This window comes from Myxococcus sp. XM-1-1-1 (genome assembly GCF_020037095.1).
GTDB lineage: Bacteria > Myxococcota > Myxococcia > Myxococcales > Myxococcaceae > Myxococcus > Myxococcus fulvus.
Window position 1 is genome coordinate 161,633 of the sequence record NZ_JAIQDH010000008.1, and the last position, 23,189, is coordinate 184,821.

Below are 23,189 nucleotides of genomic sequence, written 5' to 3' on the forward strand. Positions count from 1 at the left end.
CGACTCTGGGGGATGATGGAGGGAAGGTCGCCATGTCCCTGTTCCGCTCCATCCTCGTCGCCGACGACGAGCCCTCCATCCGCCACATCCTCACGTTGGTGCTCACCGACCGGAAGTACGAGGTGCGCGCCGTCGCGGATGGAGAGGAGGCCCTGCGGGAGCTGGCCGCTCGCGACTACGACGTCCTGCTGTGTGACGTGCGCATGCCCCGCAAGGACGGCCTCACGCTCTTGCGCGAGGCCCAGGCCGCGCACCCGGGGCTCACCGTGGTGGTGATGAGCGCCTACGGCTCGCAGGAGCAGGCGCTGGAGGCCGTGTCCGCGGGCGCCTACGACTACGTCCAGAAGCCCTTCAAGCCCGAGGAGATCGTCTTCGTCCTGCGCAAGGCCGAGGAGCGCGAGCGGCTGCTGCGCGAGAACAAGCGCCTGAAGCAGTCGGGCCTGCCGTCGCTGCCCCAGGGCCACATCCTCGGCTCGAGCGCTCCGTTGCAGGCGGTGCTCCGGCAGGTGGCGAGGCTGGCGCCCGTGGACACCACGGTGCTCATCAGTGGCGAGAGCGGCACGGGCAAGGAGCTCATCGCCCGGGAACTGCACGCGAAGAGCCCCCGCGCGCCCCTGCCCTTCGTCGCCGTCAACTGCGGCGCCATCCCCGGCGGGCTCCTGGAGAGCGAGCTGTTCGGCCACGCCAAGGGCGCCTTCACCGACGCACGCACCGCCAAGCGCGGCCTGTTCGCGGAGGCCGACGGCGGCACGCTCTTCCTGGACGAGGTGGGCGAGCTGCCGCTGCCCGCGCAGGTGAAGCTCTTGCGCGTGTTGCAGGAGGGGGAGATACGCCCCGTCGGCGAGAGCCGGGTGGAGAAGGTGGACGTGCGGGTGGTGGCGGCCACGCTGCGCGACCTGGGCAAGCTGGTGGAGAAGGGGGAGTTCCGCGAGGACCTCTACTACCGGCTCAACGTGGTGAACGTGCGGATACCGCCCCTGCGCGAGCGCCGCGAGGACGTGCCGCTCCTGGCGAGCGCGTTCCTCCATCGCTTCAACCGCGAGCTCAACCGGGAACCCCCCGTGGAGGGGCTGTCACCGGAGGCCGAGGCGCTGATGTCCGCCTACGCGTGGCCGGGCAACGTGCGCGAGCTGGAGAACGCCATGGAGCGCGCGGTGCTCCTGGCGGATGGCCCGCACATCCTCCCGGCCAACCTGCCCGAAAGGCTGTGGGCCGCCCCCACACCCGGACCGGCCACGGTGGGGGATGGCGGAGTGCAACAGGTCGGTAGTGACCTGTCGCTCAAACGGGCCATCCGGGACCTCGAGGAGTCCTACATCCGGGCGGCGCTTCGTCGGACGAGGGGAAACCGCACCCGGGCGGCCGAGGTGCTGGACATCAGCCACCGCGCGTTGCTGTACAAGATCAAGGAGTACGGCATCGACCCGGACGCCGAGGCGGAGCGGGGATGACCGGGTGGGGTGTGGCGTCCCCATTTGACCAAATGCGTCCGAGGCCGGAAAATCGGGCCTCCGCGACCGTGGTGGGGGCCTGGCGCAGCAAGAACGCAGGGGTCCCGGCCGAACGGAGAGCAGGCGGGCTCCGGGCACTTTTTAGGTGGGGTTGACGGCCAGTGCTACGCTGGCCGCCTCTCGACGGAGTCAAGAATGGCGAAGGGCAAACTGGCACTCGGTCTGGACATCGGATCGACCTCCATCAAGATGATCCTGCTCAAGGAGCAGCGCAAGCGCGGCGAGGTCGGCTTCGCGTTGCAGAGCTTCGGCATGAAGCCGCTGCCTCCGGAGGCCATCGTCGATGGAGCGCTGATGAACTCCACCGCCATCGTGCAGGCGGTGCAGGAGCTGATGTCCGAGCTGAAGGTGAAGGGCAAGGACGTCGCCATCGGCGTGTCCGGCCACTCGGTCATCATCAAGAAGATTCAGATGCCGCGCATGTCCCAGGAGGAGCTCGAGGAGAGCATCCAGTGGGAGGCCGAGCAGTACATCCCGTTCGATGTGAAGGACGTGAACATCGACACGCAGATCCTCGACGGCGGCGGCAACGACGCCACCGGGCAGATGGACGTGCTGCTGGTGGCCGCCAAGAAGGACATGATCAACGACTACACCACCGTGGTCTCCGAGGCGGGCCTCGCGCCGGTGGTGGTGGACGTGGACGCCTTCGCCGTCCAGAACATGTTCTCCGTCAACTACGACCTCCCGGAGAAGGAGACCGTGGTCCTCATCAACGCGGGCGCCTCGGTGGTGAACATCAACATCATCGCCAACGGCGTGACGGTCTTCACCCGCGACGTCACCATCGGTGGCAACCAGTTCACCGAAGAAATCCAGAAGCAGCTCAACGTCTCCTACGAGGAGGCCGAGGCGCTGAAGATCGGCGGCAACCGCGCGGACGCGGACGCCGTGGTGCCCCAGGATGTCGAGCGCGTGCTCTCCAGCGTGGCCGAGCAGGTGGCCGGCGAAATCCAGCGCTCGCTGGACTTCTACGCGGGCACGGCGGCGGACTCGAACTTCACCAAGGTCTACCTGTCGGGTGGCACGGCGAAGATTCCGGCCCTGTTCAAGACGATTGAAGCGCGCACCGGCGTGCCGGTGGAGATCCTCAACCCGTTCCGCAAGATCGAAGTGGACAACCGCAAGTTCGACCCCGCGTTCATCATGGACGTGGCGCCCATGGCCGCGGTGGCCGTGGGACTGGCGCTCCGGCGTCCGGGCGACAAGCTGGCCTGACCTGTCCACCTCCTGGAGACGACGCACATGATGATTCGCATCAACCTGCTTCCCGTCCGGAAGGTCCAGACCCAGCAGAAGGGCCGGCAAGTGCTGGTCCTCTTCGCGCTGGCGCTCCTCGGCGCCGCCGTGGGCAACTACTTCTGGTACGACGACCGTGATTCCGAATACCAGCGCAACGCTCAGGGCATCGCCCAGACGCGCGCGAAGATCGCCGAGCTGGAGAAGGTCATCGGCGAGGTGAAGAACATCAACGCCCGCAAGGCGGAGGTCGAGAAGAAGCTCGCGGTGCTCGACTCGCTGCGCAAGGGCCGCAACGGCCCGGTGCGGATGATGGACGCGCTCGCGTCCGCCACGCCCAAGAAGGTCTGGGTGAAGGGCTTCGTCGAGTCCGCCAGCGCGGTGTCCATCGACGGCTCGGCCGTCAGCCACGACGAGGTCGCCGAGTTCATGCGCGGCCTGAACGGCGTGGTGTGGACGCCCAAGGGCATGGGGCGCCTGGTGGACCAGCGCCGTGACGCGAAGACGTCCCGCGTGGAGCTGCTCACGGCGGAGGCCACCATCGAGGAGTTCCCGGCCGGGCAGATCACCCCGTTCTTCACCAACATCGACCTGACGAGCGCGGTGCAGACCAAGGCGTCCGCGGGTGTCACGGGCATGCCCCCCCTGGTCGACTTCAAGATCACCCTCAGCGCGAACTACGCCATCTGACCGAGGCCCCACCATGGACAAGTACCTGGACCAATTCGTCAAGGCGTCCCCGGGCGTCAAGTTCGGTGGCCTCGCCGCGGTCATCATCCTGATGACCGCCGCCAACTACTTCCTGCTCATCGAGCCGACCGAAACGAACATCGAGCAGCAGCTGGCCGAGCGGCGCACGCTGGACCTGGAGCTGGCCGAGAAGAGCGAGATCGCCCAGAACCTCAACGAGCGCCGGCGCGAGATGGACGTGCTGGAGCAGAAGCTCGCCGAGGCCCTCACGGAGCTGCCGGAGAAGAAGGACGTCGAGGAGCTGCTCGCGCAGATCAACGACATCGGCAAGAAGAGCGGCCTGGAGATCTCCCTGGTGCAGCCCGACCGCGAGTACGTGGGCGGCGGCGAGTTCTTCGCCCGCATCCCCATCCGCATGACGGTGAGCGGAAACTACCACGAGATCGCCATGTTCCTGCAGGAGATGGCGAACATGCGCCGCATCGTGAACGTCAACAACATCAACCTGGGGCAGCCGACGCTGAAGAACGAGAAGGTCGTCCTTCAGAGCAGCTTCCTGGCGACGACCTTCCGGTTCGTCGAGACCCAGAAGAACTAGAAACTTGATCCGTCCCGGAAGTAGGGCGACAAGGGGATTGAGGATGAAGATGTTCAAGGCCACCATGACGACCGCCGCGCTCGCGCTGACGCTCGCAGCCTGCGAGGACGCGCCCCCGCCTCCTCCGCCGGTGGCGGCGGCTCCCGCGCAGGCCGCTCCCGCCGCGCCGGCGGAGACGGCTCCCGCCGCGGTCGAGGCCGCGGCGGCTGCGCCGTACGTCTACTCGTACAACCCGGTGGGCAAGCGCGACCCGTTCCGCAGCCCGCTGGAAGAGCTGGGGCCGGTGAACCCCAACATCGCGGCGCCCACCTGCACGGAGCCGCTGTGCGCCTTTGATCTGGACCAGCTCAAGCTGGTCGCGGTCGTCACGGGCGACGCCAATCCACTTGCCATGGTCGAAGACCCGCTGGGTCGAGGCCACATCGTGCGCCGCAACACCCGCGTGGGGCGCCAGGGCGGCAAGGTCACGCAGATCCTCCGTGATTCGCTGACGGTGACCGAGGTGTTCTCGGGCAACGGAGAGATCATCAAGAATCCGGTGACCCTGCAGCTCAAGCCCGATGATCGGCAGGACCCGAGCTACAATTTAATGACGGGCAAAAACTACGGGGAGTAGCGCCCCCGTGGCGCGCCCGCGGGCGGCAGCCCGCTTCCAACTTGGTGAGGGGACGCATGCTCGAGAGGAGCGCTGTGACGAGGGGCAAGTGGATGTTGGCGACTGCATTCGCGGTCGTCCTTGCGGGCGCCAGCAGTAGCGGCGCCGAACTGAATACGCTTCGGGACCTGGATGTGTCCCGTACCGGCTCGGGCGCCCAGGTGGTGGTGACCGGAACCCGGCCCCCCACCTTCACCGTCTTCCGGCTCAGTGGGCCGGAGCGGTTGGTGGTGGACCTCTCGTCGGCGGATGCGACGGGTATCAAGGGCCACCATGACGGCTCCGGACCGGTGTCCGGCGTCGTGGCGTCGCAGTTCTCGGACGAGCGCGCGAGCGTCGGCCGGGTGCTGCTGGCGCTCGACAAGGCGTCCCAGTACGACGTGCGCGCGGACGGCAACCGCGTGGTCATCTCCGTGGATGGAGCGGCCTCCGCCCCCGAGGCGAAGCCCGCCGCGCCCGCGACCGTCGCGACGGCCCCCGCCGCCCCGACGACGCCCGCGCCCGCCGCCGAGGTGAAGCCCGCCGTCGTCGCGGAGGCCCCCGTGAAGCAGGAGGCGGCCGCGAAGCCCGCGCTGCCCGAGAACGTCGTCGCCGCCGAGGCCGACGAGCGCGAGGTGGCGCAGCCCGCCCAGCGCATCACCCAGCTCGCCTACGCCGATGACACCCTGCGCATCCGCGCGGACGGCGACATCGCGCGCTACGAGGTGCTGGAGCTGGCGGACCCGCCGCGGCTCGCGGTGGACCTGTATGGGGTGGGCCTGGCGGCCCGCGCGCCCCGCATCAACGGCGCGACCCTGAAGGAAGTGCGCGTGGGCGCCCACTCGGACAAGGTCCGGCTGGTGCTCGACGTGCGCGGCAAGATGCCCGCCTACCGCGTGGACCGCGCGGACAAGGGCCTTGAGGTGGTGCTCGGTGGCGCGGTGGCCCGCAAGGCCGCGCCGTCGCCCGCGCCGCAAGAGGTCATCGCCTCGGTCGCCGAGGTGGAGCCCCTGCGTCCGGCCCCCGTGGTCGTGGAGGCTCCGGCCACCGCGTCCGTGGTCGAGGTCAAGGACCTGTCGTTCCAGGAGGGTGGGGCGGGTGGTCGCGTGGTGCTGAAGCTGTCCGGCACCGCGGGCTGGAAGGTGGACCGTCCGGACCCGCGCAGCGCGGTGCTGACGCTGGACAACGCCCGGCTGCCCAAGAAGCTCGAGCGCAGCCTGGATACCAGCGCGCTGGAGACGCCGGTGAAGATGATCAGCGCCTTCAGCGTCCCCGGTGAGGGCCGCAAGGTGCGCGTGGTGGTCGCCGCCGACGGCGCCATCGAGGAGAAGGTCAGCCAGAGCGGCAACACCCTGTCCTGGCGCCTGGACGTCAAGGGCGTGAAGACGGACGAGGTGTCCGTCGCGCAGCGCACCGCCGGCTTCACCGCCGAGGCCCCCGCCTACGCCGCCGAGGGCGCGCCGCAGCAGGCCCGCTACCGCGGCAAGCGCGTGTCCTTCGAGTTCAAGGACATCGACATCCAGAACCTCCTGCGCGTCATCGCGGAGATTTCGAAGAAGAACGTGGTCGTCGCGGACGACGTGAGCGGCCGGGTCACCATCCGCCTGCGCAACGTGCCCTGGGACCAGGCGCTGGACCTCATCCTGCGCACCAAGCAGCTGGGCAAGGAGGAGTTCGGCAACATCATCCGCATCGCCCCGCTCAAGACGTTGGAGGAGGAGGCCCGGCTGCGCCAGGAGCGCAAGAAGTCGCTCCAGCAGCAGGAGGACCTGCTGGTCAACCTCATCCCGGTGAACTACGCGGTGGCCTCCGACATGTCCGCCCGCGTGAAGGACGTCCTGAGCGAGCGCGGCACCGTGACGGTGGACACGCGCACCAACGTGCTCATCGTCAAGGACGTGCGCTCGAACACGGAGAAGGCCCGCTCGCTGGTGCGCAGCCTGGACACGCAGACGCCGCAGGTCCTCATCGAGAGCCGCATCGTCGAGGCGAGCACGACCTTCAGCCGGCAGCTCGGCGTGCAGTGGGGTGGTCAGGCCCGGGCCGCTGCGGCCACGGGTAACTCGACGGGCCTCATCTTCCCGAACAACGTCGCCGTGACCGGTGGTTCGCCGAGCATCGGTGCTCAGGGTGTGCCTGCCGTTCCGAACTTCGCGGTGAACCTGCCGGCTCCGGTGGGTGAGAACGCCGGTGGTGCGCTGGGCTTCGTCTTCGGCTCGGCCGGTGGCGCGCTGCAGCTCAACCTGCGCCTGTCCGCCGCGGAGACCGAGGGTACCATCAAGACCATCTCCGCGCCCCGCGTGACGACGCTGGACAACAACACCGCTCGCATCAGCCAGGGTGTGTCCATCCCGTTCAGCCAGACGTCCGCAGCCGGCGTGAACACGACCTTCGTGGAAGCGCGTCTGTCGCTCGAGGTGACGCCGCACATCACCCAGGACGGCAGCATCCTGATGGCCATCAACGCCTCCAACAACCAGCCGGACCCGGCCAACACGGGCGCCAACGGTCAGCCCTCCATCCAGCGCAAGGAGGCCGTCACCCAGGTGCTGGTGAAGGATGGGGACACCACGGTCATCGGTGGCATCTACGTGCGTCGCGGCTCGACGCGGACCAACTCGGTGCCGTTCCTCTCGAAGATTCCGGTCCTCGGGTTCTTCTTCCGGCAGACGAACGACACGGATGAGCGTCAGGAACTGCTCATCTTCATCACGCCCCGCATCCTCAACCGGCAGACCATTGCGCAGAGCCTGTAAGGCATCGCGCCTCTTCTCCGAGGAGAGAGTACGCTCATGAAGCCCATCTATCTCGCCGCGCTGCTGGCGTTCGGCTCGGTGTCTTGCGTCGACGACGTCCCTCAGCTGCAGGTCCTCCATGCCGCCCTGCCGGACCAGGACTGCACGATTCCGGAGGATGAGGCCATCCTCCGGGGCTCGCTGGACATGTCCCTGGCCTTGAACTACCGGCTGGGGCTCATCGTCACCTCGAACCGCATCGGCACGGAGGTCCTCGTGGGAGAGGGCGGCCAGGTGTCGAGCCCGGGGTCCCAGGTCGTCTACATCACCTCGATGGACGTGTCGTATCAGACGGAGCCGGACCTCGGTATCGAGGACGCCAATGTGCGGCTGTTCGGCGGCTTCGAAGGGGGAGAGGGCGGCAGCCTGCTGTTCAACTTGCTGACGCCGCAGGCCCGGGATGCGCTCGATGCCGCGACGTTGACCGGAGCCGTGGTCGATACCTTGATCACCATCAAGTTCAAGGGGCATACGAGCGCCAACAGCAAGGTGGAGGCGAACGAGTTCGCCTTCCCCCTTACGGTGGGCCGTTCGGGTTACACGTGCCCTGCGGGTCAGCGCTTCGCTGCTCCGACCGCGAACTGCGACCTGCGTGGTCACAACGGCATCGTGCCGGAGTGCGAGGACATCCCCGCCCCGTAGCCGTAAGCGCCGCACCGCTCCACCCAGGAACCCCCACGAGCCCATGTCCTTTCGCACGCACCTCGAGTCAGTCGTCAACCAGGTGGACGGAGCCCTCGCCTGCAGCGTGATGGGCTTCGACGGCATCTCCGTGGACACCTACCAGCGCGAGGAGGCGAGCGAACTGGACCTGGGCGGGGCCTGGGTGGAGTACGCCAACCTCCTCACGCAGCTGCGCCACGCCGCGGAGACGCTCAAGACGGGCGCGGTGAGCGAGGTCAGCGTCAACAGCGACAAGGTCCTCACGCTGATGCGCTTGGTGTCCCCGGAGTACTTCCTCGTGCTCGCGTTGCGCGCGGATGGCAACTACGGCAAGGGCCGCTATGTGCTTCGCGTGACGGCCCCCAAGGTGAGCGCGGAGCTCTAGCCGCGCCCTCTGTAAAGCAGTCGTCCGGACGACGCGGCGCTCCGCAGCTTTCCCCTTCCCATGGGAGGGGGCATGGGCTAGACACCCCCGACTTTTCAAGCTTCCGTATTTTCGAGTCTGAAGGAGTCGGTCCCCATGGCCGGTGTCATCGATACGTCCGAGTTTCACAACGGTATGAAGATCGAAATCGACGGTGAGCCGTTCGTCATCGTCGAGTTCCAGCACGTGAAGCCCGGCAAGGGTTCCGCCTTCGTCCGCACCAAGATCCGCAGCCTCACCACGGGCCGCGTCCTGCAGCCGACGCTGAAGTCCGGTGAGAAGGTGGGCCGCCCCGACATCGAAGAGAAGGACATGCAGTACCTGTATGTCCAGGGCGAGGACTACTACTTCATGGACAAGCGCGACTTCGAGCAGACCTTCATCAGCGAGAAGGCGCTCGGCGACGCGAAGAACTTCCTGAAGGAGAACACCGACGCGACCATCCTGTTCTGGAACGGGAAGGCCATCAGCGTCACGCTGCCGAACTCGGTGGACCTGAAGGTCATCAAGTGCGACCCGGGCGTGCGCGGCGACACGGTGTCCGGCGCGCTGAAGCCCGCCACGCTGGAGACCGGCTTCGAGGTCAACGTCCCCCTGTTCATCAACGAGGGTGACGTCCTCAAGATCGACACGCGCGACGGTGGCAAGTACCTGACCCGCGTGGCCACCGCGGGCTAGCCCAGGACGCCCGAGGGAGGGGACGCGAGCATGGCAACCAAGCGCAAGTCGACCCGGGCCTCCGCGCCCGCCAGCGCGTCCGCTCCGGCGAACGCGGCCAACGCGGGCAACACGTCGCTGGACGTGGAGGCCCTGCGGGAAATCGTCAACATCCTGGAGGCCTCGGACGTGACGAGGCTGGTGTGGAAGCGCGGGGAGGAGAAGCTCTTCATCCGCCGCGGCCACGCCCCGGAGACGACCATCGTCCACCACGCGGCCCCGTCGGCCGTCCCGGTGGGCCCGGCGGTGGAGTACGCGGCGCCCGCGCCCCGCCCCGTGTCGTCCGCTCCCGCCGCCGCGCCCTCCGCGGCCCCGGCCCCCGCGGCCGAGAAGGCCCCGGAGAAGCCCGGCCACGTGGTGACCAGCCCGTTCGTCGGCACGTTCTACCGGACGCCGGCGCCGGACCAGCCGGCCTTCGTCGACGTGGGCACCGTGGTGAAGAAGGGCCAGGTGCTCTGCATCATCGAGGCGATGAAGTTGATGAACGAAATCGAGTCCGAGGTCTCCGGCCGCGTGGTGGAGATCCTCGTGGAGAACGGGCGGCCGGTGGAGTTCGGCCAGTCCCTGTTCCGCATCGAGCCGGCCTGACGCTGGCGGGCGCGCCCCTCGCCCCTTGATGGGCGCGCTCCCCACGCTGCTCGTTCCAGGAGACACCCCCGTGTTCAAGAAGGTGCTGATCGCCAACCGCGGGGAGATTGCCCTGCGGGTCATCCGCGCCTGTCGGGAGCTGGGCATCGCCACCGTGGCGGTGCACTCCACGGCGGACGCCAACGCCCTCCACGTGCGCTTCGCGGACGAGGCCGTCTGCATCGGCCCTCCGTCGTCCAAGGAGAGCTACCTCAACGTCCCGCAGCTCTTGTCCGCCGCCGAAATCACCCGCGCGGACGCCATCCACCCCGGCTACGGCTTCCTGTCGGAGAACGCCGAGTTCGCGGAGGTCTGCGAGAACTGCAAGATTCGCTTCATCGGTCCGCGCCCTGAGATGCTGCGGATGATGGGCAACAAGGTGCGGGCCCGGCAGGCGGCGCGGGAGGCGGGCATGCCGCTGCTGCCCGGCAGCCCCGGCACCGTGAAGGACCCGCGCGAGGCGGAGGAGTTCGCCCGCCAGATTGGCTTCCCCGTCATCCTCAAGGCGGCCGCGGGTGGCGGTGGCAAGGGGATGAAGATCGTCCGCGAGCCGAGCGCGCTGGCGCAGGCGTTCTCCACCGCGCAGGCGGAGGCGGTGGCGTCCTTCAACAACGGCGACCTCTACATCGAGCGGTACGTGGAGAAGCCGCGCCACATCGAAATCCAGATCGTCGCGGACGAGCACGGCAACATCATCCACCTCAACGAGCGCGAGTGCTCGGTGCAGCGGCGGCACCAGAAGCTCATCGAGGAGGCCCCGTCCCCGGCGCTCACGCCGGAGCTGCGCGAGCGGATGGGCCGGGTGTCCGTCGAGGCGATGCGCAAGCTGCGCTACAACAACGTCGGCACCATCGAGTACCTGCTCGACGAGCGCGGCGAGTTCTACTTCATGGAGATGAACACGCGCATCCAGGTGGAGCACCCGGTGACGGAGCTCGTCACGGGAGTGGACCTGGTCCGTGAGCAGATCCGCATGGCCTACGGCCACCCCCTGCGCTTCAAGCAGGAGGACATCCAGATCCGCGGGCACGCCATCGAGTGCCGCGTCAACGCCGAGGACCCCATCACCTTCGCGCCGTGGCCCGGCAAGATTACGGGCTACAGCGTCCCGGGCGGCTACGGGGTGCGCGTGGACTCGGGGGCCTACGAGAACTACACGGTGCTGCCGTACTACGACAGCCTGCTGGCCAAGCTCATCGTGCACGCGGAGGACCGTGAGACGGCCATCCGCCGCATGCAGCGCGCGCTCGGCGAGTACGTGGTGGAAGGCATCCGCACCAACATCCCGTTCCACCGCGCGGCGCTCGGCGAGGAGTCCTTCCAGGAGGGCAACTACGACACGCGCTTCGTGGAGCGACTGCTCGCGAGTGAGACGGGTTCCCGTCGACTCAAGAAAGCCGTGGAAGAGACGCCGTAGCGCACGTCCGCCTACGTGGCGCGTCCGTCTAATGGGCGGGTGTGCAAGCAGGTGAGCTGGCCCCGGGGGGAGCCGGGCTGTTTCTTGACCCGCGTCGGAGGATTCCGTTAGCCTCCGACTCTCCCCCTTTTGAAGATAGAAACCCGCGAAGTTCCAAGGGGTTTCGGCTCGCCGGAAGCCCACGCTCGATGGACAAGAACAAGATCATCGAAGCCGCCGCGAAGCTGGTCGCGAAGGGCGCGTACGACAAGGCCATCAAGGAGTATCAGAAGGTCCTGGAGGTCGACCCGAAGGACATCCGGGTGCTCCAGAAGATGGGGGAGCTGTACCAGAAGAAGAACGACAACGCCCAGGCGGCGCACTTCTTCACCAAGGTCGCGGAGAGCTACTCCTCGGACGGCTTCTTCCTCAAGGCCGTCGCCCTCTACAAGCAGGTCCTCAAGCTCAACCCGAACCTGCTCGAGGTGAACCTCAAGCTGGCGGAGCTGCACCAGCAGCTCGGGCTGATGTCGGAGGCGATGGCCTACTTCCAGATCGTGGCGAACCACTACGACAAGGCGGGCGACACCAAGTCGTCGCTCGACACCTTGAAGAAGATGGTGGACCTCGACCCGGAGAACGTGGCGTCGAAGATCAAGCTCGCGGAGCTGTACGCGCGCGAGAACATGTCGCGCGAGGCGGTGCAGGAGTTCAAGCGCGCCGCCGAGTACCTCAAGCGCAACGGCCGCGGTGACGACTGGGCCCGCGTGGCCGAGCGCCTGTCCACGCTCGAGCCGGACAACCTGCCGCTCGCCAAGGAGCTGGCGACCTCGTACCTGCAGCGCGGTGACCAGAAGCGCGCGCTCGCGAAGCTGCAGGTGTGCTTCAAGGCGGATGGCCGCGACGTGGAGACGCTGTCGCTCCTGGCCCAGGCGTTCCAGGGGCTGGGGCAGACCTCCAAGACGGTGTCCGTCTACAAGGAGCTGGCGAAGATCCACCAGGAGCGCGGCCGTCTCACCGAGGCCGAGGCGGTCTGGACGCAGATTGAAGTGTTGGATCCGCAGGACCCGGAGCTGCTCGCGCGCCGCGCGCCGGCGCCGGCTCCCGCGCAGCCACAGCCCGTGGCGGCGCCGCAGCCCCAGCCGGCCGCCCGCGCCGCGCCTCAGCCCGCGGCCCAGCCGCAGCCCGCGCCCGTCGCGGCGCCGCCCCCCTCGCAGGCGGGGATGGCGCGCGAGCAGCTGGCGAAGCTGCTCACGGAGACGGACGTCTACGTGAAGTACGGGCTCCACGACAAAGCGCTGGAGCACCTGCGCAAGGTCTTCTCCGTTGACCCGGAGAACCTGGACGCGCACGAGAAGGCGTATCAAATCTACGTCGCTTCGGGGAACACGGCGCAGGCGGGCGAGCAGCTGTTGAACGTGCTGCGCCTGTGCACGCGCGCCGCGGACTCGACGCGCGCGCAGCCGTACCTGGCGACCATCCTCCAGCAGAACCCCGCGCACCCGGAGGTGCCGGCGTTCCTGTCGGTGCTGCGCGTGGAGGGCCCGGTGACGGCCTCTCCGTCCGCGACGGTGGTGGAGTCGGTGGGCGAGGACGCCATCCTGGTGGACTCCAGCGACGACGAGGTGCTCGTCGCGCCGCCGCCCGAGGACGCGCTGCTGCATCCTCCGGGGGACGAGCTGGCGCTGGCCACGCTGCCCTCGAGCGACTCCGACGAGGTCATCGACGACGAGCACGACGCCACCGTCGTCAGCGAGGAGGCGCTCGTCGGCGAGGCCATCACCTCGGGCGAGCACGACGTCTACGACTCCCCCGCGCCGGAGGACCTGGCGGCGGCTGCCGAGGACGAGCTGCTGGTGTCCGGCGACGACGGGATGGTGCTCACGGACGAGCCCGGCCTCGCGTCCACGGACGACGAGCCGCTCGTCGAGTCGGCCGACCTGGACGGGCCGCTCTCCGACGACGAGAGCTACTCGCTGGGCGACTCGGACGACGAGGCCACGTCCACGATGGCGGCCATGTCGCTGGGCGACGATGACGACGCGCCGCCGCCGACGATGGTGCGCGCGCCCACCCGTCAGCTCCTCCAGGATGCCGCGCCCGACACGCGCAAGCAGGCGACGCTCGTCGAGGAGGCCTCGCTCGACGTGGACGAGGTCCCCACGCGCGTGGGCATCGCGCCGCTGGACGCGTCGATGCTCGACGACCTCGAGGAGCCCGCGGGCTCCGACATGCCGTCGCTGGGCGACTTCGAGGAGGAGGAGCCCACCGCCTCGCACGCCATCGTGGCGATGGACGACGCGCCCCTCGACGAGCCCGAGTCCCTGCCGGAGACCGACTTCGGCTCGGTGGAGGAGGAGCCCCAGGACTTCGGCTCGCCCGTGGAGGAGCCTCAGGAGGAGGCCGCCGCCGAGCTCGCCGACGACAGCGTCAGCGAGCCGGAGGAGGAGCCCGCCGCGGAGGAGTGCGACGAGGCCGCGTTCTTCCTGGACCAGGGCCTGCTGGAAGAGGCGCGTGAAATCCTCGAGACGGTGAGCATCGCCTTCCCGGGCCACGCGCGCGCCACGGAGCTGATGGAGCGCTTGGAGGTGCTCGAGGCCAGTGGCGGCGTGCCGCCGGAAGAGGAGCCGCCCGAGCCCGTGTCGGTGCCCACCGTGCTTCCGGTGACGGAGCCGGCGGGGGAGCGCGACGCGTTCGACCTGGCGGCGGAGCTGGCCGGCGAAATCGACAACCTGGGCGACGACACGGCGGCGGCGCCCGCGGCGGAAGAGGACTTCCAGTACTCGGTGGAGGAGGTGTTCTCCGAGTTCAAGAAGGGCCTGGCCAAGGTGGTGAAGCCCGAGGACGTGGACACGCACTACGACCTGGGCATCGCCTACAAGGAGATGGGCCTGCTGGACGACGCGCTCCACGAGTTCGAGGTGGCGCGTCAGGGCTCCATGGGCTCCAAGCGCGAGCTCGACTGCCTCACGATGATGGGCATGCTGCACCTGCTGCGCGGTGACGGCGCGTCCGCGGTGGCCACCTTCCGCGAGGGGCTCGCCAGTCCCCACGCCACGGGCGAGGCCGCCAAGGCGCTGGGCTTCGAGCTGGCCCAGGCCTGGGAGGCGAGCGGCGAGCCGGGCAAGGCGCTGCACCACTACCAGCGCGTGGCGGCGATGGACGCGAAGTACCGCGACGTGAGCTCGCAGGTGTCCCGACTGTCCGCCAGCACGTCACCGGAAGACGACCCCCTCCCCATGCCCGCGCCCGTCGCCACCACCAACGGCACGAAGAGCCCTGGCGGCGGTGCAGCCGCGGCCGTGGCCAATCCCCCCGTGCCGGCCGCCGGCGCGCCCAAGGCGCGCAAGGTCGGTTACGTGTAGTTGCCCCCGAGGTCCGGCGAGCCCATGACGACCTACCTCGATTTCTTCGACCTCACCCAGGAGCCCTTCTCCAACGCTCCGGTGAGCCGCTTCTATTACAACTCGGCTCAGCACTCGCAGGCGCTCACCCGGCTGATGCATGCCGTCAGCTACATGAAGGGCCTGTCCATCCTCGTCGGCGACATCGGCGCGGGGAAGACGACGCTGGCGCGCCGCATGCTCGACTCGCTTCCCGAGTCCGAGTACGAGGCCGCGCTGCTCGTCATCATCCACTCGGGCATCACCGCCAACTGGCTGTTGCGCCGAATCGCGCTGCAGCTGGGCGTGGAGAACCCCGCGCAGGAGAAGCTCGCGCTCCTGTCGCAGCTCTACCAGCGGCTCCTGCAGATCTACGAGTCCGGCAAGAAGGCCGTCGTCCTCATCGACGAGGCGCAGATGCTGGAGACGCGGGAGCTGATGGAGGAGTTCCGCGGGCTGCTCAACCTGGAAGTGCCGGAGCGCAAGCTCATCTCCTTCGTGTTCTTCGGCCTGCCGGAGATCGAGAAGAACCTGAAGCTGGACCCGCCGCTCGCGCAGCGCGTGGCCATGCGCTACAAGCTCGAGCCCTTCACGGCGGAGTCCACCGAGGCGTACATCAAGCACCGCCTGCGGCTCGCCGGCTGCCCGCGCATGCCGTTCTCGCCCGAGGCGCTGCTGGCCGTGCACGAGCACTCGTCCGGCTCGCCGCGTGTCATCAACACGCTGTGCGACAACGCGCTCTTCGAGGCCTTCCTGGCCCGGGCGGACACCGTGTCCGCGGACCTGGTGAACCGCATCGGGAAGAACCTGGGCCTGCAGGGCATCAACTCGGCCGCTCCTGGAGCAGCCGAGCGGGCGAGCGTGCCCGCCACGAACCTGCCCCGAGCGGCCAACAACAAGCTCGACCTCGCGGAGATAGACCGCTACCTCGAAGGGCTGGGTAAGCTCTAGGGGCTTTGGCCACACAGAGCCGCAACGGTGCGCTTCGAGCGCTGCTGCTCGTGCTCCTCGTCATCTCGGGGAGTGTCCTCGCGTTGCGCATGCCCGCCACGTGGGAGGTGGCCTGCACGGTGGCGCGGCGGCACCTGCCGGACGTGCTCGGCCTGGACGTGGGCATCGGCCGCTGTGAGCTGGACCCGCTTGGCTCGCGCGTGCTGGTGCACGGCTTCTCGCTCTTCCTGCCGGGCGCGGACACGCCGCTGTTGGCGGCGGACCTGGCGGAGGTGCAGTTCGGCTTTTTGCGCCCCCTCTCCGGCAGGCTGACGTTCGCCTCGGTGCGCGCGGTGCGTCCGCGGCTGTCGCTGGACGTGTCCCAGCCTCGCGAGCGTCCCGAGACGAAGTCGGAGGGCTGCTTCCTGGACCCGCTGGAGCGGGTGCGGGTGGCGAAGCTGGACATCGTCGGCGCCGAGGTGCGCGTGGCGCTGCCCGAGGGGCGCCGCGTGGAGGTGGCGGACCTGGATGTCCGCTGGGCGGAGCGCTGGGGCGTCATCGAGCTGGACGTGGAGGCACGCCGGGGACTCGTGCGCCTGGGGCCCGGAGGCCAGGAGCTGGCGCTGCAGCGGCTGGCCATCGCCGGTGCGGTGGACCCGGACGAGGCACTGCTGGAACTGGAGCGCGCGGAGGTGTCACTGGATGACATCAGCACCACGGTGTCCGGACGGGTGGACTCGCTCTGCCAGCCGCACCTGGCGCTGGACGCGCAGATCTTCCTGCCGCTGCGCACGCTGTCGCAGGCGAAGCTGTTGCCGAAGCCGGCGACGGGCCACCTGTGGAGCCGCGTGTCCATCGCCGGCAAGCCCGAGTCTCCCGCGGTGTCGCTGGAGCTGTCCGGCAATGGGCTGGGCTACGAGCGCTTCGGACCCGCCAACATCTCCGCGCGGCTGTCCTACGCGGGCGACGAGGTGCGGCTGGAGGAGGTGGTGGTGCCGGTGGGGATGGGGCGGGTGCGCGCCACGGGCAAGCTGCTGCTGACGCCGCTGCTGCCGCTGGAGGTGAGCCTGAAGACGGAGGATGCGTCGCTGGCGCGCATCCTCGACAAGGCGGGGGTGAAGGGCTCGTGGGTGGACTTCCCCGCGTCGCTCGAGGCGCAGCTCTCCGGCAACCTGCTGCCGCGCTTCTCGCTGTCCGGGCCGCTGGACTTGCGCACGGGCCGCTTCCGGCTGGCCACGCGCGCCTATGACGCTCCGGCCAGCGAGGGCATCCACATCCTGGAGTTCGACAAGGGGCGGGCGCAGGCGCAGGTGCGGCTGCAGACCGACCGCGTGTCCTTCAACCACGTCCAGGCGGAGGTGGGCCGCTCGCGCGTGCAGGCCGACGTGGGGCTGCTCATCGGCAATGGCCTGGGGTTGGACATCCACGGTCAGGGCGAGGTGGACCTGTCGGACTTCGGCCACATCGCCGGACTGAAGTGGGCGGGGCGCGGCAACGCGACGTACTCGATTACGGGGCCGGTCTCCGAGGTGAAGGTGGAGTCGGGCCTGTCGTTCCGCGACTTCGTCTTCTGGGGCTTCAACCTGGGCGTGCTGCAGGGGAAGCTGGGCTACTCGGATGGGGTGCTGGCCTTCCCCTCGTTCACGGGACAGAAGGGGCGCACGCAGTACTACGGCAAGGCGGCGGTGGGCTTCGGCCGGCTGCTCAACCTGAAGCTCGAGGTGAACGTCCCGCAGGGGCGCACCGAGGACCTGGTCGACGTGGTGGCGGGCCTGACGCCGTCGCTGGCGGTGATGCAGGGCACGCTGGGCGGCACGGCGTCCGGGCGCGTGGAGGTGGACAGCCCCATCGAGAAGCTGGAGGGGCTGGTGGCCTTCGACGTGAAGGACACCACGTACTACGGGCGGCGCCTGGGGGACGGCTCGGCGCGGCTTCGCTTCGTGGACGGCAAGGCCATGGTGCTCGAGCGCACGGAGCTCAAGGGCCCGCTGGGCCGCACCTGGGCGGAGGGCACGCTGCTGTTCGCGGGCGGGCTGGACTACCGCTTCGGCGGGGACGGGCTGTCGCTCGGGGAGACGGTGGGGCCGGAGGTGGCCGGGCGCATGGGGCTCACGGGGACGATGGTGATGGACGGCGTCGTGTCCGGCACGTCCGACATCCCCGTGGTGGACGTCACGCTGAAGTCGCCGCACATCGCGCTGGATGGTCGCAACCTGGGCGCCATGGACCTCACCGGGCGACTGGTGGGCAAGGACTTCGAGGTCTGGGGCCGGCCCTTCCAGGACGCCAGCGGCCGCGTGAAGATGAAGGTGCAGGACACGTGGCCCTACGATGCCTCGCTCACGCTGGCGCTGCCGGAGATTCGCACGCTGCTGCCGGCGGAGCCGCTGTGGGCGGGCGTGTCCGGCCAGGTGTCCGGCTCGCTCACGGCGAAGGGGCCGCTGATGGAGCCCCAGGCCGCGCAGGTGCGCGCGACGGTGGACCGTCTGGTGCTGTCGCGTGACGACGTGCGCGCGGAGAACACGGCCCCCATCTCGCTCGCCTTCGAGAAGGGGCGGCTGGAGGTGCAGCCGTTCCGCTTCCTCGGGCCGTACGTGGACCTGAACATGGGCGGCTGGATGACCACGCGCGGCGGCATCGGCCTGACGCTGCGCGGAGGTGGGGACCTGCGCCTGTTGGAGTCACTGCTGCCGTCGATGGTGGAGCGCTCCACGGGGCGGCTCACCGTGGACGCGGAGGCCACGGGGACGCTGGAGGCACCCTCGGTGGTGGGCAGCGCGGAGCTGTTGGACCTGCGCGTGGCGATGCGGGATCTGCCCATCAACGTCCGGGGCATGTCCGGGCGCGTGGAGCTGACGGGCCAGCGCATGTTGCTGGAACACCTGCGGGGCCTGGTCAACGAGGGCAAGGTGTCCGCGCGCGGTGACGTGCGGCTGTCGCGCTTCCTGCCTCAGCGGTTGGGACTCACGGTGCAACTGGACGAGGTGCCCTACCGGCTCACCGAGGACCTGCCGGCGACGTTCTCCGGGCTGCTCCAGGTGGTGGGGCCGCCCAAGGGCTTCACCGTCACGGGCGGCATCGACATCGTCAAGATGCGCTACCAGAAGGCGCTGGACGTGGAGGCGCTGCTGAAGTCCATGCAGAAGCGCGCGCCGGTGCAGGCGCCCTCGCCGTCCGCGGCCCTGGGCGAGGCGCTGAAGCCGTGGGTCATCTGGGATGTGAACGTCCACTTCGGGGACGTGCGCGTGGACAACAACCTGGCCAAGGCGCGAATGCTCGGGGACGTGCGGCTGACGGGGACGGACCTGCGGCCGGGCCTCTTGGGGCGGGTGGAGCTGGCCGAGGGCAGCCAGGCGTTCTTCCGCAACAACCCGTTCACCATCAGCCAGGGGCAGCTGGAGTTCCAGGACGCCAACAGCCTGGAGCCCGTCTTCGAGGTCCAGGCCCAGACGCAGGTGCGTGAGTTCCTGGTGAAGCTGCACGCCTTCGGCAAGCCCACGGACCCGCAGATCCTCCTCTCGTCGGAGCCCGCGCTGGTGGAAGGGGACATCGTCTCCCTGCTCACCCTGGGGTTCACCTCGTCGGACCGGGACACCGCGGCGTCGGCCGGAGCCGGGCTGGCGGCCGAGGCCCTCTTCAACGCGTCGGGTCTGGACCGGCAGGTCCAGCGGTTTCTCCCCAGCAATCCGGTGCTGAGGGATTTGTCCCTCCAGATATCCACCACCTACAATGACGCCACCCGACAAGCGGAGCCCACCGCGCAACTGGAGTCGAAGTTCCTCAGCGAGCAGCTTAAAATCGGGATGACTCAACCGGTGAGTGGGCGCGGAACGCGGGCGCGTGCCGAGTACCGCTTCGACGACAGACTTTCCGCGCAGGCCCAGTGGGACAACGAGAACAGCGAAGCCTCGTTTGGCAACCTCGGGCTCGAGCTGAAGCTCAGCTGGGAGGTCGAGTAACCCGCGCCGCGGTGGCGCTGGGGCTCTGGCTGTGCGTCCTGGCCTCGGCCTCCGCGCGCGCCCAGGCGCCCGAGGCCCGCGCCGCCGGTCAGAACGTGGTGGCCGTGGAGCTGCACCTGCCTGGAGGCGAGGACGCCGAGGGGCTCAGCGGCCTGGTGGCGGTGCGCAAGGGCCAGGCGCTGATGCCTTCGTTGGTGCGCCGCTCGGTGGAGCGACTGTGGGCCACGGGGCGGTTCTCGGACGTGGTGGCGCGCGCGGAGGAGGTGCGCGGCGGGGTGCGACTGGTGTTCCAGCTCACGCCCGTGTCGCGGTTGGCGCGGCTTCGCTTCGACGGGAACCAGGTGCTGACGGACGGGGAGCTGCTCGACGCCAGCGGCCTGCTGGAGGGCGGCCCGCTGGACCAGGAGGAACTGGAGGGCGCCGTGTCCGGTGTGCTCCAGGCATATCAGCGCAAGGGCTACGACTCCGTGCGCGTGACGGCCACGCAGGAGCCGCTGCCCCTGGGCATCCAGGTGTCGCTGCACGTCACCGAGGGGCAGCCGACGCTGGTTCGACAGGTGAACTTCTCCGGCAGCCCGGGCCTGCCGCTGCCCCGCTTGCTGGCGGCGCTCGCGATGCGCCCCGGTGAGGTGTTCGACCGCGTGCGGCTGGACGCGGGGTTGGACCAGCTGCGCACGGTGTTGCGCGAGGCGGGGCACTGGCGCGCGCAGGTGGGCGCGCCCGCGGTGCTGGTGGAGGGGAGCGCCGCGTCGGTGTCGGTGCCGCTGTCGGCGGGGCCTCGCTACAGCGTGCGCTTCCATGGCAACCACCGCTTCACGGCCGAGGTGCTGGAGCGGGTGCTGGCGTACGACGTGGCCGAGCCGCTCGACGAGGTGGTGGCCGGACGGCTGGCGCGGCGGGTGGAGTCGTTCTACCGGCACCGGGGGTTCCACGACGCGCGCGTGCGTCCGCGCGAGGTGCTGCGGCCGGATGGTGAGGTGGCGGTGCTGGCCTTCGACGTGGACGAGGGCCAGCCCCTGCGCGTCAGCGAGGTCCGCTTCCATGGCAACGCGTCGCTGGGCTCGGGCACTCTGAGAGAGGTGCTGGCGGAGCGCATCCGCGCCGGGGAGCTCCAGCCGGAGCTGGACCTGCGGCTCCAGGACGACCCGCTGGACGTCGAGGGTCGTCACGGCCGCGGGCCTGGCGCCACGGAGCCGGTGCCGGACCCGGCCACGGTGTACGTCGAGGACGCGTGGCTGGAGGCCACGGAGTCGATGATGGAGCAGTACCGTGAGCGGGGCTTCTTGTCGGTGGTGGTGACGCTCCGGGGGCTGACGGTGGATGCTCGCACGCGCACGGCGGCGGCGGACTTCGACGTGGTGGAGGGGCCCCAGACGCGCGTGAAGCAGGTCGTCCCCGACGGGTTCCCGGACACAAAGGCCGCGCGCGCGACGGCCTCGGGCATGGGGGTGCACGAGGGCCTACCGCTGAGCTTCGAGGCGGTGGAGGCGGCGCGCGTGGCGCTGGAGCGCGGGCTGGGCACGCAGGGCTACCTCTTCGCCCGCGTCACGACGAAGTCCTCGCTGGAGGAGGGCGACCAGGTCGCGACGGTGGTGTTCAACGCGGACACGGGGCCGCAGGTGAAGGTGGGCAAGGTGCTGGTGCAGGGCCTGACGCGCACGGACCCGGACCTCATCATGGCCAACCTGAACCTGGAGGAGGGGCAGCCGCTGGCCATGGACTCGCTCACCGAGGGTCAGCGCAGGCTCGCGCGGCTGGGCTTGTTCCGTCAGGTGGACGTGACGCTCGCGGACCCCACGCGGCGCGAGGCGTCCAAGGACGTGGTGGTGACGGTGCACGAGCGCCCTCGCCTCGATGGCCAGGTGTCCGGCGGCTACTTCCTGGTCGACGGTCCTCGAATCACCTTGGACACGGCGTACCGCAACCTGGATGGACTGGGCCTGAGCCTGCTGGCGCGCGGCAAGGTGAACTACGCGGGCTGGAGCGCGGAGGCATTGTCGGCGGACCGGCGGATTGCGTGTGAGCAGTCGGGCGGCGCGGCCTCGGCGGGCTGTGACGTGGAGCTCCAGGGACTGAGCGGACTGGGTGGCCGTGGCAACCTCGCGCTCTCGCAGCCTCGGCTGTACTTCCTGCTGCCGTTCGAGGTGGGCGCGCGACTGGACCTGATCGCCGAGCGTGTGCACCGGCCCTCGTACGTGTCCTCGCGGCTCGCGGCGGCGGCGGCGTTGGACTGGGCGGTGGCGTCCTGGTTCAACGTCTCGCTGTCGTACGAAGTGGAGAACAACCGGCTGCGCTCGCGCGCCGGCGTGCTGGAGCTGCTCAACCGCGCGGACCAGGAGCGGCTGCGCTATCCGTTCGGCGACTTCGTGCTGCACTCGCTCCGGCCCGCAATCACGCTCGACTTCCGTGACGACGCGACGAACCCCCGGCGTGGGCTGGTGCTCATCAGCAGCGCGGAGCTCACGCGAGGCATCAGCGTGAGCCCCACGGATGTCGCGGGCAACGCCGTGCCTGCGTTCCCCATCAACGGTCTGAAGCTGGCGAGCAGCTTGAGTGGCTACATTCCGCTCGGGCGTCGAGCGAGCCTCGCGCTGTCGGCGCGCGCGGGCACCATCGTCCCGATGGAGATGGGCGCACAGCCCATCGGCTCGAAGCTGTTCTACCTGGGCGGCTCGTCGAGCCTGCGCGGCTTCCGCGAGGACGGCGTTCTGCCCGAGGACGTGCGTGAGGCGCTGCATCAGCGGCTGCGCGACTGTCGCTCGCTCATCAGCCCGACGGGGTGCTCGGGCGAGCTGAAGGCGGTGCTCGCGGGGCAGGTGCCGGCGAGCCAGGGCGGTGAGCTCTTCACCTTGGGCAAGGCGGAGCTGCGGCTGCCTGCGCTGACGTCGTTGGACCTGGGCCTGTTCTTCGAGGCGGGCAACCTGTGGCTGGACAGGACTCGGCTGGATTTGGAGCGGCTGCGCTACGCGGCGGGCATGGGCCTGCGGTACATGACGCCGGTGGGCCCCCTCGCGTTCGACGTGGGCTTCAACCTGGACCCGGACGAGGAAGTGAACGAGGCGCGCACGCAGTTCCACTTCAGCATCGGGACGTTCTGATGAGGCTCGGGTCCACGGGGTGGATGGCGCTGCTGCTGACGGGCCTCTGGGGCGCGGGGTGCCGCCACACGCAGGACGTCACCGACGCGCCGGAGCGCCCCAAGTGGATGCCGCCGGAGGGGACGTGTCCGAAGGGCGCGCTGGTGCAGATGGAGCGGCTGGGGCTCAAGCCTGGCGACAAGCTCCCCGTCATCGTGGATGCCATCCAGGACCACCCGGGACCGGCGCGTTACAACTACAGCTTCGTCATCGCGCTGCCCCGGGACGAAGGGGAGAAGGTGCTTCCCGGCGCTCGCATTGGCGGGCGGCTCTATGTGACGAAGCACCGCGTGTTCGGCCGCTATGACCGCGTCTTCCTGCCGGAGAGCGGCGCCATGTCCGTGCCGTTCTGCGGAATCCTGCTCGACGCGAGGTGGGACCGCGATGGCGAGGGGTTGATTGCCTACCCGAGCCCTATGAAGGGGTTCTCCGTGGTGCAGGACAACACGGGCGTCATCCTGGTGGTGGACAAGTACCCGTGAGCGC

General features: G+C 69.3%; 16 protein-coding genes. All 16 read left to right on the top strand.

The window, feature by feature from the left end; translation table 11 throughout:
- Positions 1 to 32: 32 nt before the first annotated feature.
- The 16 genes from K8640_RS17935 (at position 33) to K8640_RS18010 (ending at position 23,185) form a co-directional block, all read left to right on the top strand.
- Positions 33 to 1,451, top strand: coding sequence for a sigma-54 dependent transcriptional regulator (locus tag K8640_RS17935; protein WP_223748133.1), 1,419 nt, complete (start codon positions 33 to 35; stop codon positions 1,449 to 1,451).
- 195 nt (positions 1,452 to 1,646) lie between these two features.
- Positions 1,647 to 2,729, top strand: a complete 1,083-nt coding sequence (pilM, locus tag K8640_RS17940) for a type IV pilus assembly protein PilM (protein ID WP_046715650.1) — start codon at positions 1,647 to 1,649, stop codon at positions 2,727 to 2,729.
- A 27-nt stretch (positions 2,730 to 2,756) separates the two neighbouring features.
- The gene (locus K8640_RS17945; RefSeq protein WP_223748134.1) at positions 2,757 to 3,440 is read left to right on the top strand and encodes a PilN domain-containing protein; all 684 of its coding nucleotides are present in this window, start codon (positions 2,757 to 2,759) and stop codon (positions 3,438 to 3,440) included.
- 13 nt (positions 3,441 to 3,453) lie between these two features.
- Complete coding sequence (locus K8640_RS17950) at positions 3,454 to 4,038, top strand: type 4a pilus biogenesis protein PilO (RefSeq protein ID WP_223748135.1); 585 nt, start codon at positions 3,454 to 3,456, stop codon at positions 4,036 to 4,038.
- A gap of 43 nt (positions 4,039 to 4,081) precedes the next feature.
- Positions 4,082 to 4,654: a pilus assembly protein PilP gene (locus K8640_RS17955; RefSeq protein ID WP_194869053.1), complete on the top strand. Its 573-nt coding sequence runs from the start codon at positions 4,082 to 4,084 to the stop codon at positions 4,652 to 4,654.
- Between the two features lie 56 nt (positions 4,655 to 4,710).
- Positions 4,711 to 7,428: a type IV pilus secretin PilQ gene (pilQ, locus tag K8640_RS17960; RefSeq protein WP_223748136.1), complete on the top strand. Its 2,718-nt coding sequence runs from the start codon at positions 4,711 to 4,713 to the stop codon at positions 7,426 to 7,428.
- 36 nt (positions 7,429 to 7,464) lie between these two features.
- Positions 7,465 to 8,109 carry a hypothetical protein gene (locus tag K8640_RS17965; RefSeq protein ID WP_223748137.1) on the top strand — a complete coding sequence of 215 codons (645 nt, stop codon included), beginning with the start codon at positions 7,465 to 7,467 and terminating at the stop codon, positions 8,107 to 8,109.
- Between the two features lie 43 nt (positions 8,110 to 8,152).
- Entirely contained in the window at positions 8,153 to 8,515 is a 363-nt protein-coding gene (locus K8640_RS17970; RefSeq protein WP_074950669.1) for a hypothetical protein, read from the top strand.
- A gap of 135 nt (positions 8,516 to 8,650) precedes the next feature.
- The gene (gene efp, locus K8640_RS17975; RefSeq protein WP_223748138.1) at positions 8,651 to 9,232 is read left to right on the top strand and encodes an elongation factor P; all 582 of its coding nucleotides are present in this window, start codon (positions 8,651 to 8,653) and stop codon (positions 9,230 to 9,232) included.
- 30 nt (positions 9,233 to 9,262) lie between these two features.
- Positions 9,263 to 9,859: an acetyl-CoA carboxylase biotin carboxyl carrier protein gene (accB, locus tag K8640_RS17980; protein ID WP_223748139.1), complete on the top strand. Its 597-nt coding sequence runs from the start codon at positions 9,263 to 9,265 to the stop codon at positions 9,857 to 9,859.
- A gap of 70 nt (positions 9,860 to 9,929) precedes the next feature.
- The gene (gene accC / locus K8640_RS17985) at positions 9,930 to 11,315 is read left to right on the top strand and encodes an acetyl-CoA carboxylase biotin carboxylase subunit (RefSeq protein ID WP_141323742.1); all 1,386 of its coding nucleotides are present in this window, start codon (positions 9,930 to 9,932) and stop codon (positions 11,313 to 11,315) included.
- Between the two features lie 188 nt (positions 11,316 to 11,503).
- Positions 11,504 to 14,659 (top strand): tetratricopeptide repeat protein, encoded by a 3,156-nt coding sequence (locus K8640_RS17990; RefSeq protein ID WP_223748140.1) that lies wholly within the window; start codon positions 11,504 to 11,506, stop codon positions 14,657 to 14,659.
- Positions 14,660 to 14,683: 24 nt separating this feature from the next.
- Entirely contained in the window at positions 14,684 to 15,628 is a 945-nt protein-coding gene (locus K8640_RS17995) for an ExeA family protein (protein WP_223748141.1), read from the top strand.
- A 5-nt stretch (positions 15,629 to 15,633) separates the two neighbouring features.
- Positions 15,634 to 19,566, top strand: coding sequence for a translocation/assembly module TamB domain-containing protein (locus K8640_RS18000; RefSeq protein WP_223748142.1), 3,933 nt, complete (start codon positions 15,634 to 15,636; stop codon positions 19,564 to 19,566).
- 11 nt (positions 19,567 to 19,577) lie between these two features.
- Positions 19,578 to 22,664, top strand: coding sequence for a POTRA domain-containing protein (locus tag K8640_RS18005; RefSeq protein ID WP_223748143.1), 3,087 nt, complete (start codon positions 19,578 to 19,580; stop codon positions 22,662 to 22,664).
- A complete protein-coding gene (locus K8640_RS18010; RefSeq protein ID WP_046715636.1) occupies positions 22,664 to 23,185 on the top strand; it encodes a hypothetical protein in 522 nt (173 codons plus the stop codon). The genes K8640_RS18005 and K8640_RS18010 overlap by 1 nt, the downstream gene beginning before the upstream one ends.
- Positions 23,186 to 23,189: the final 4 nt, after the last annotated feature.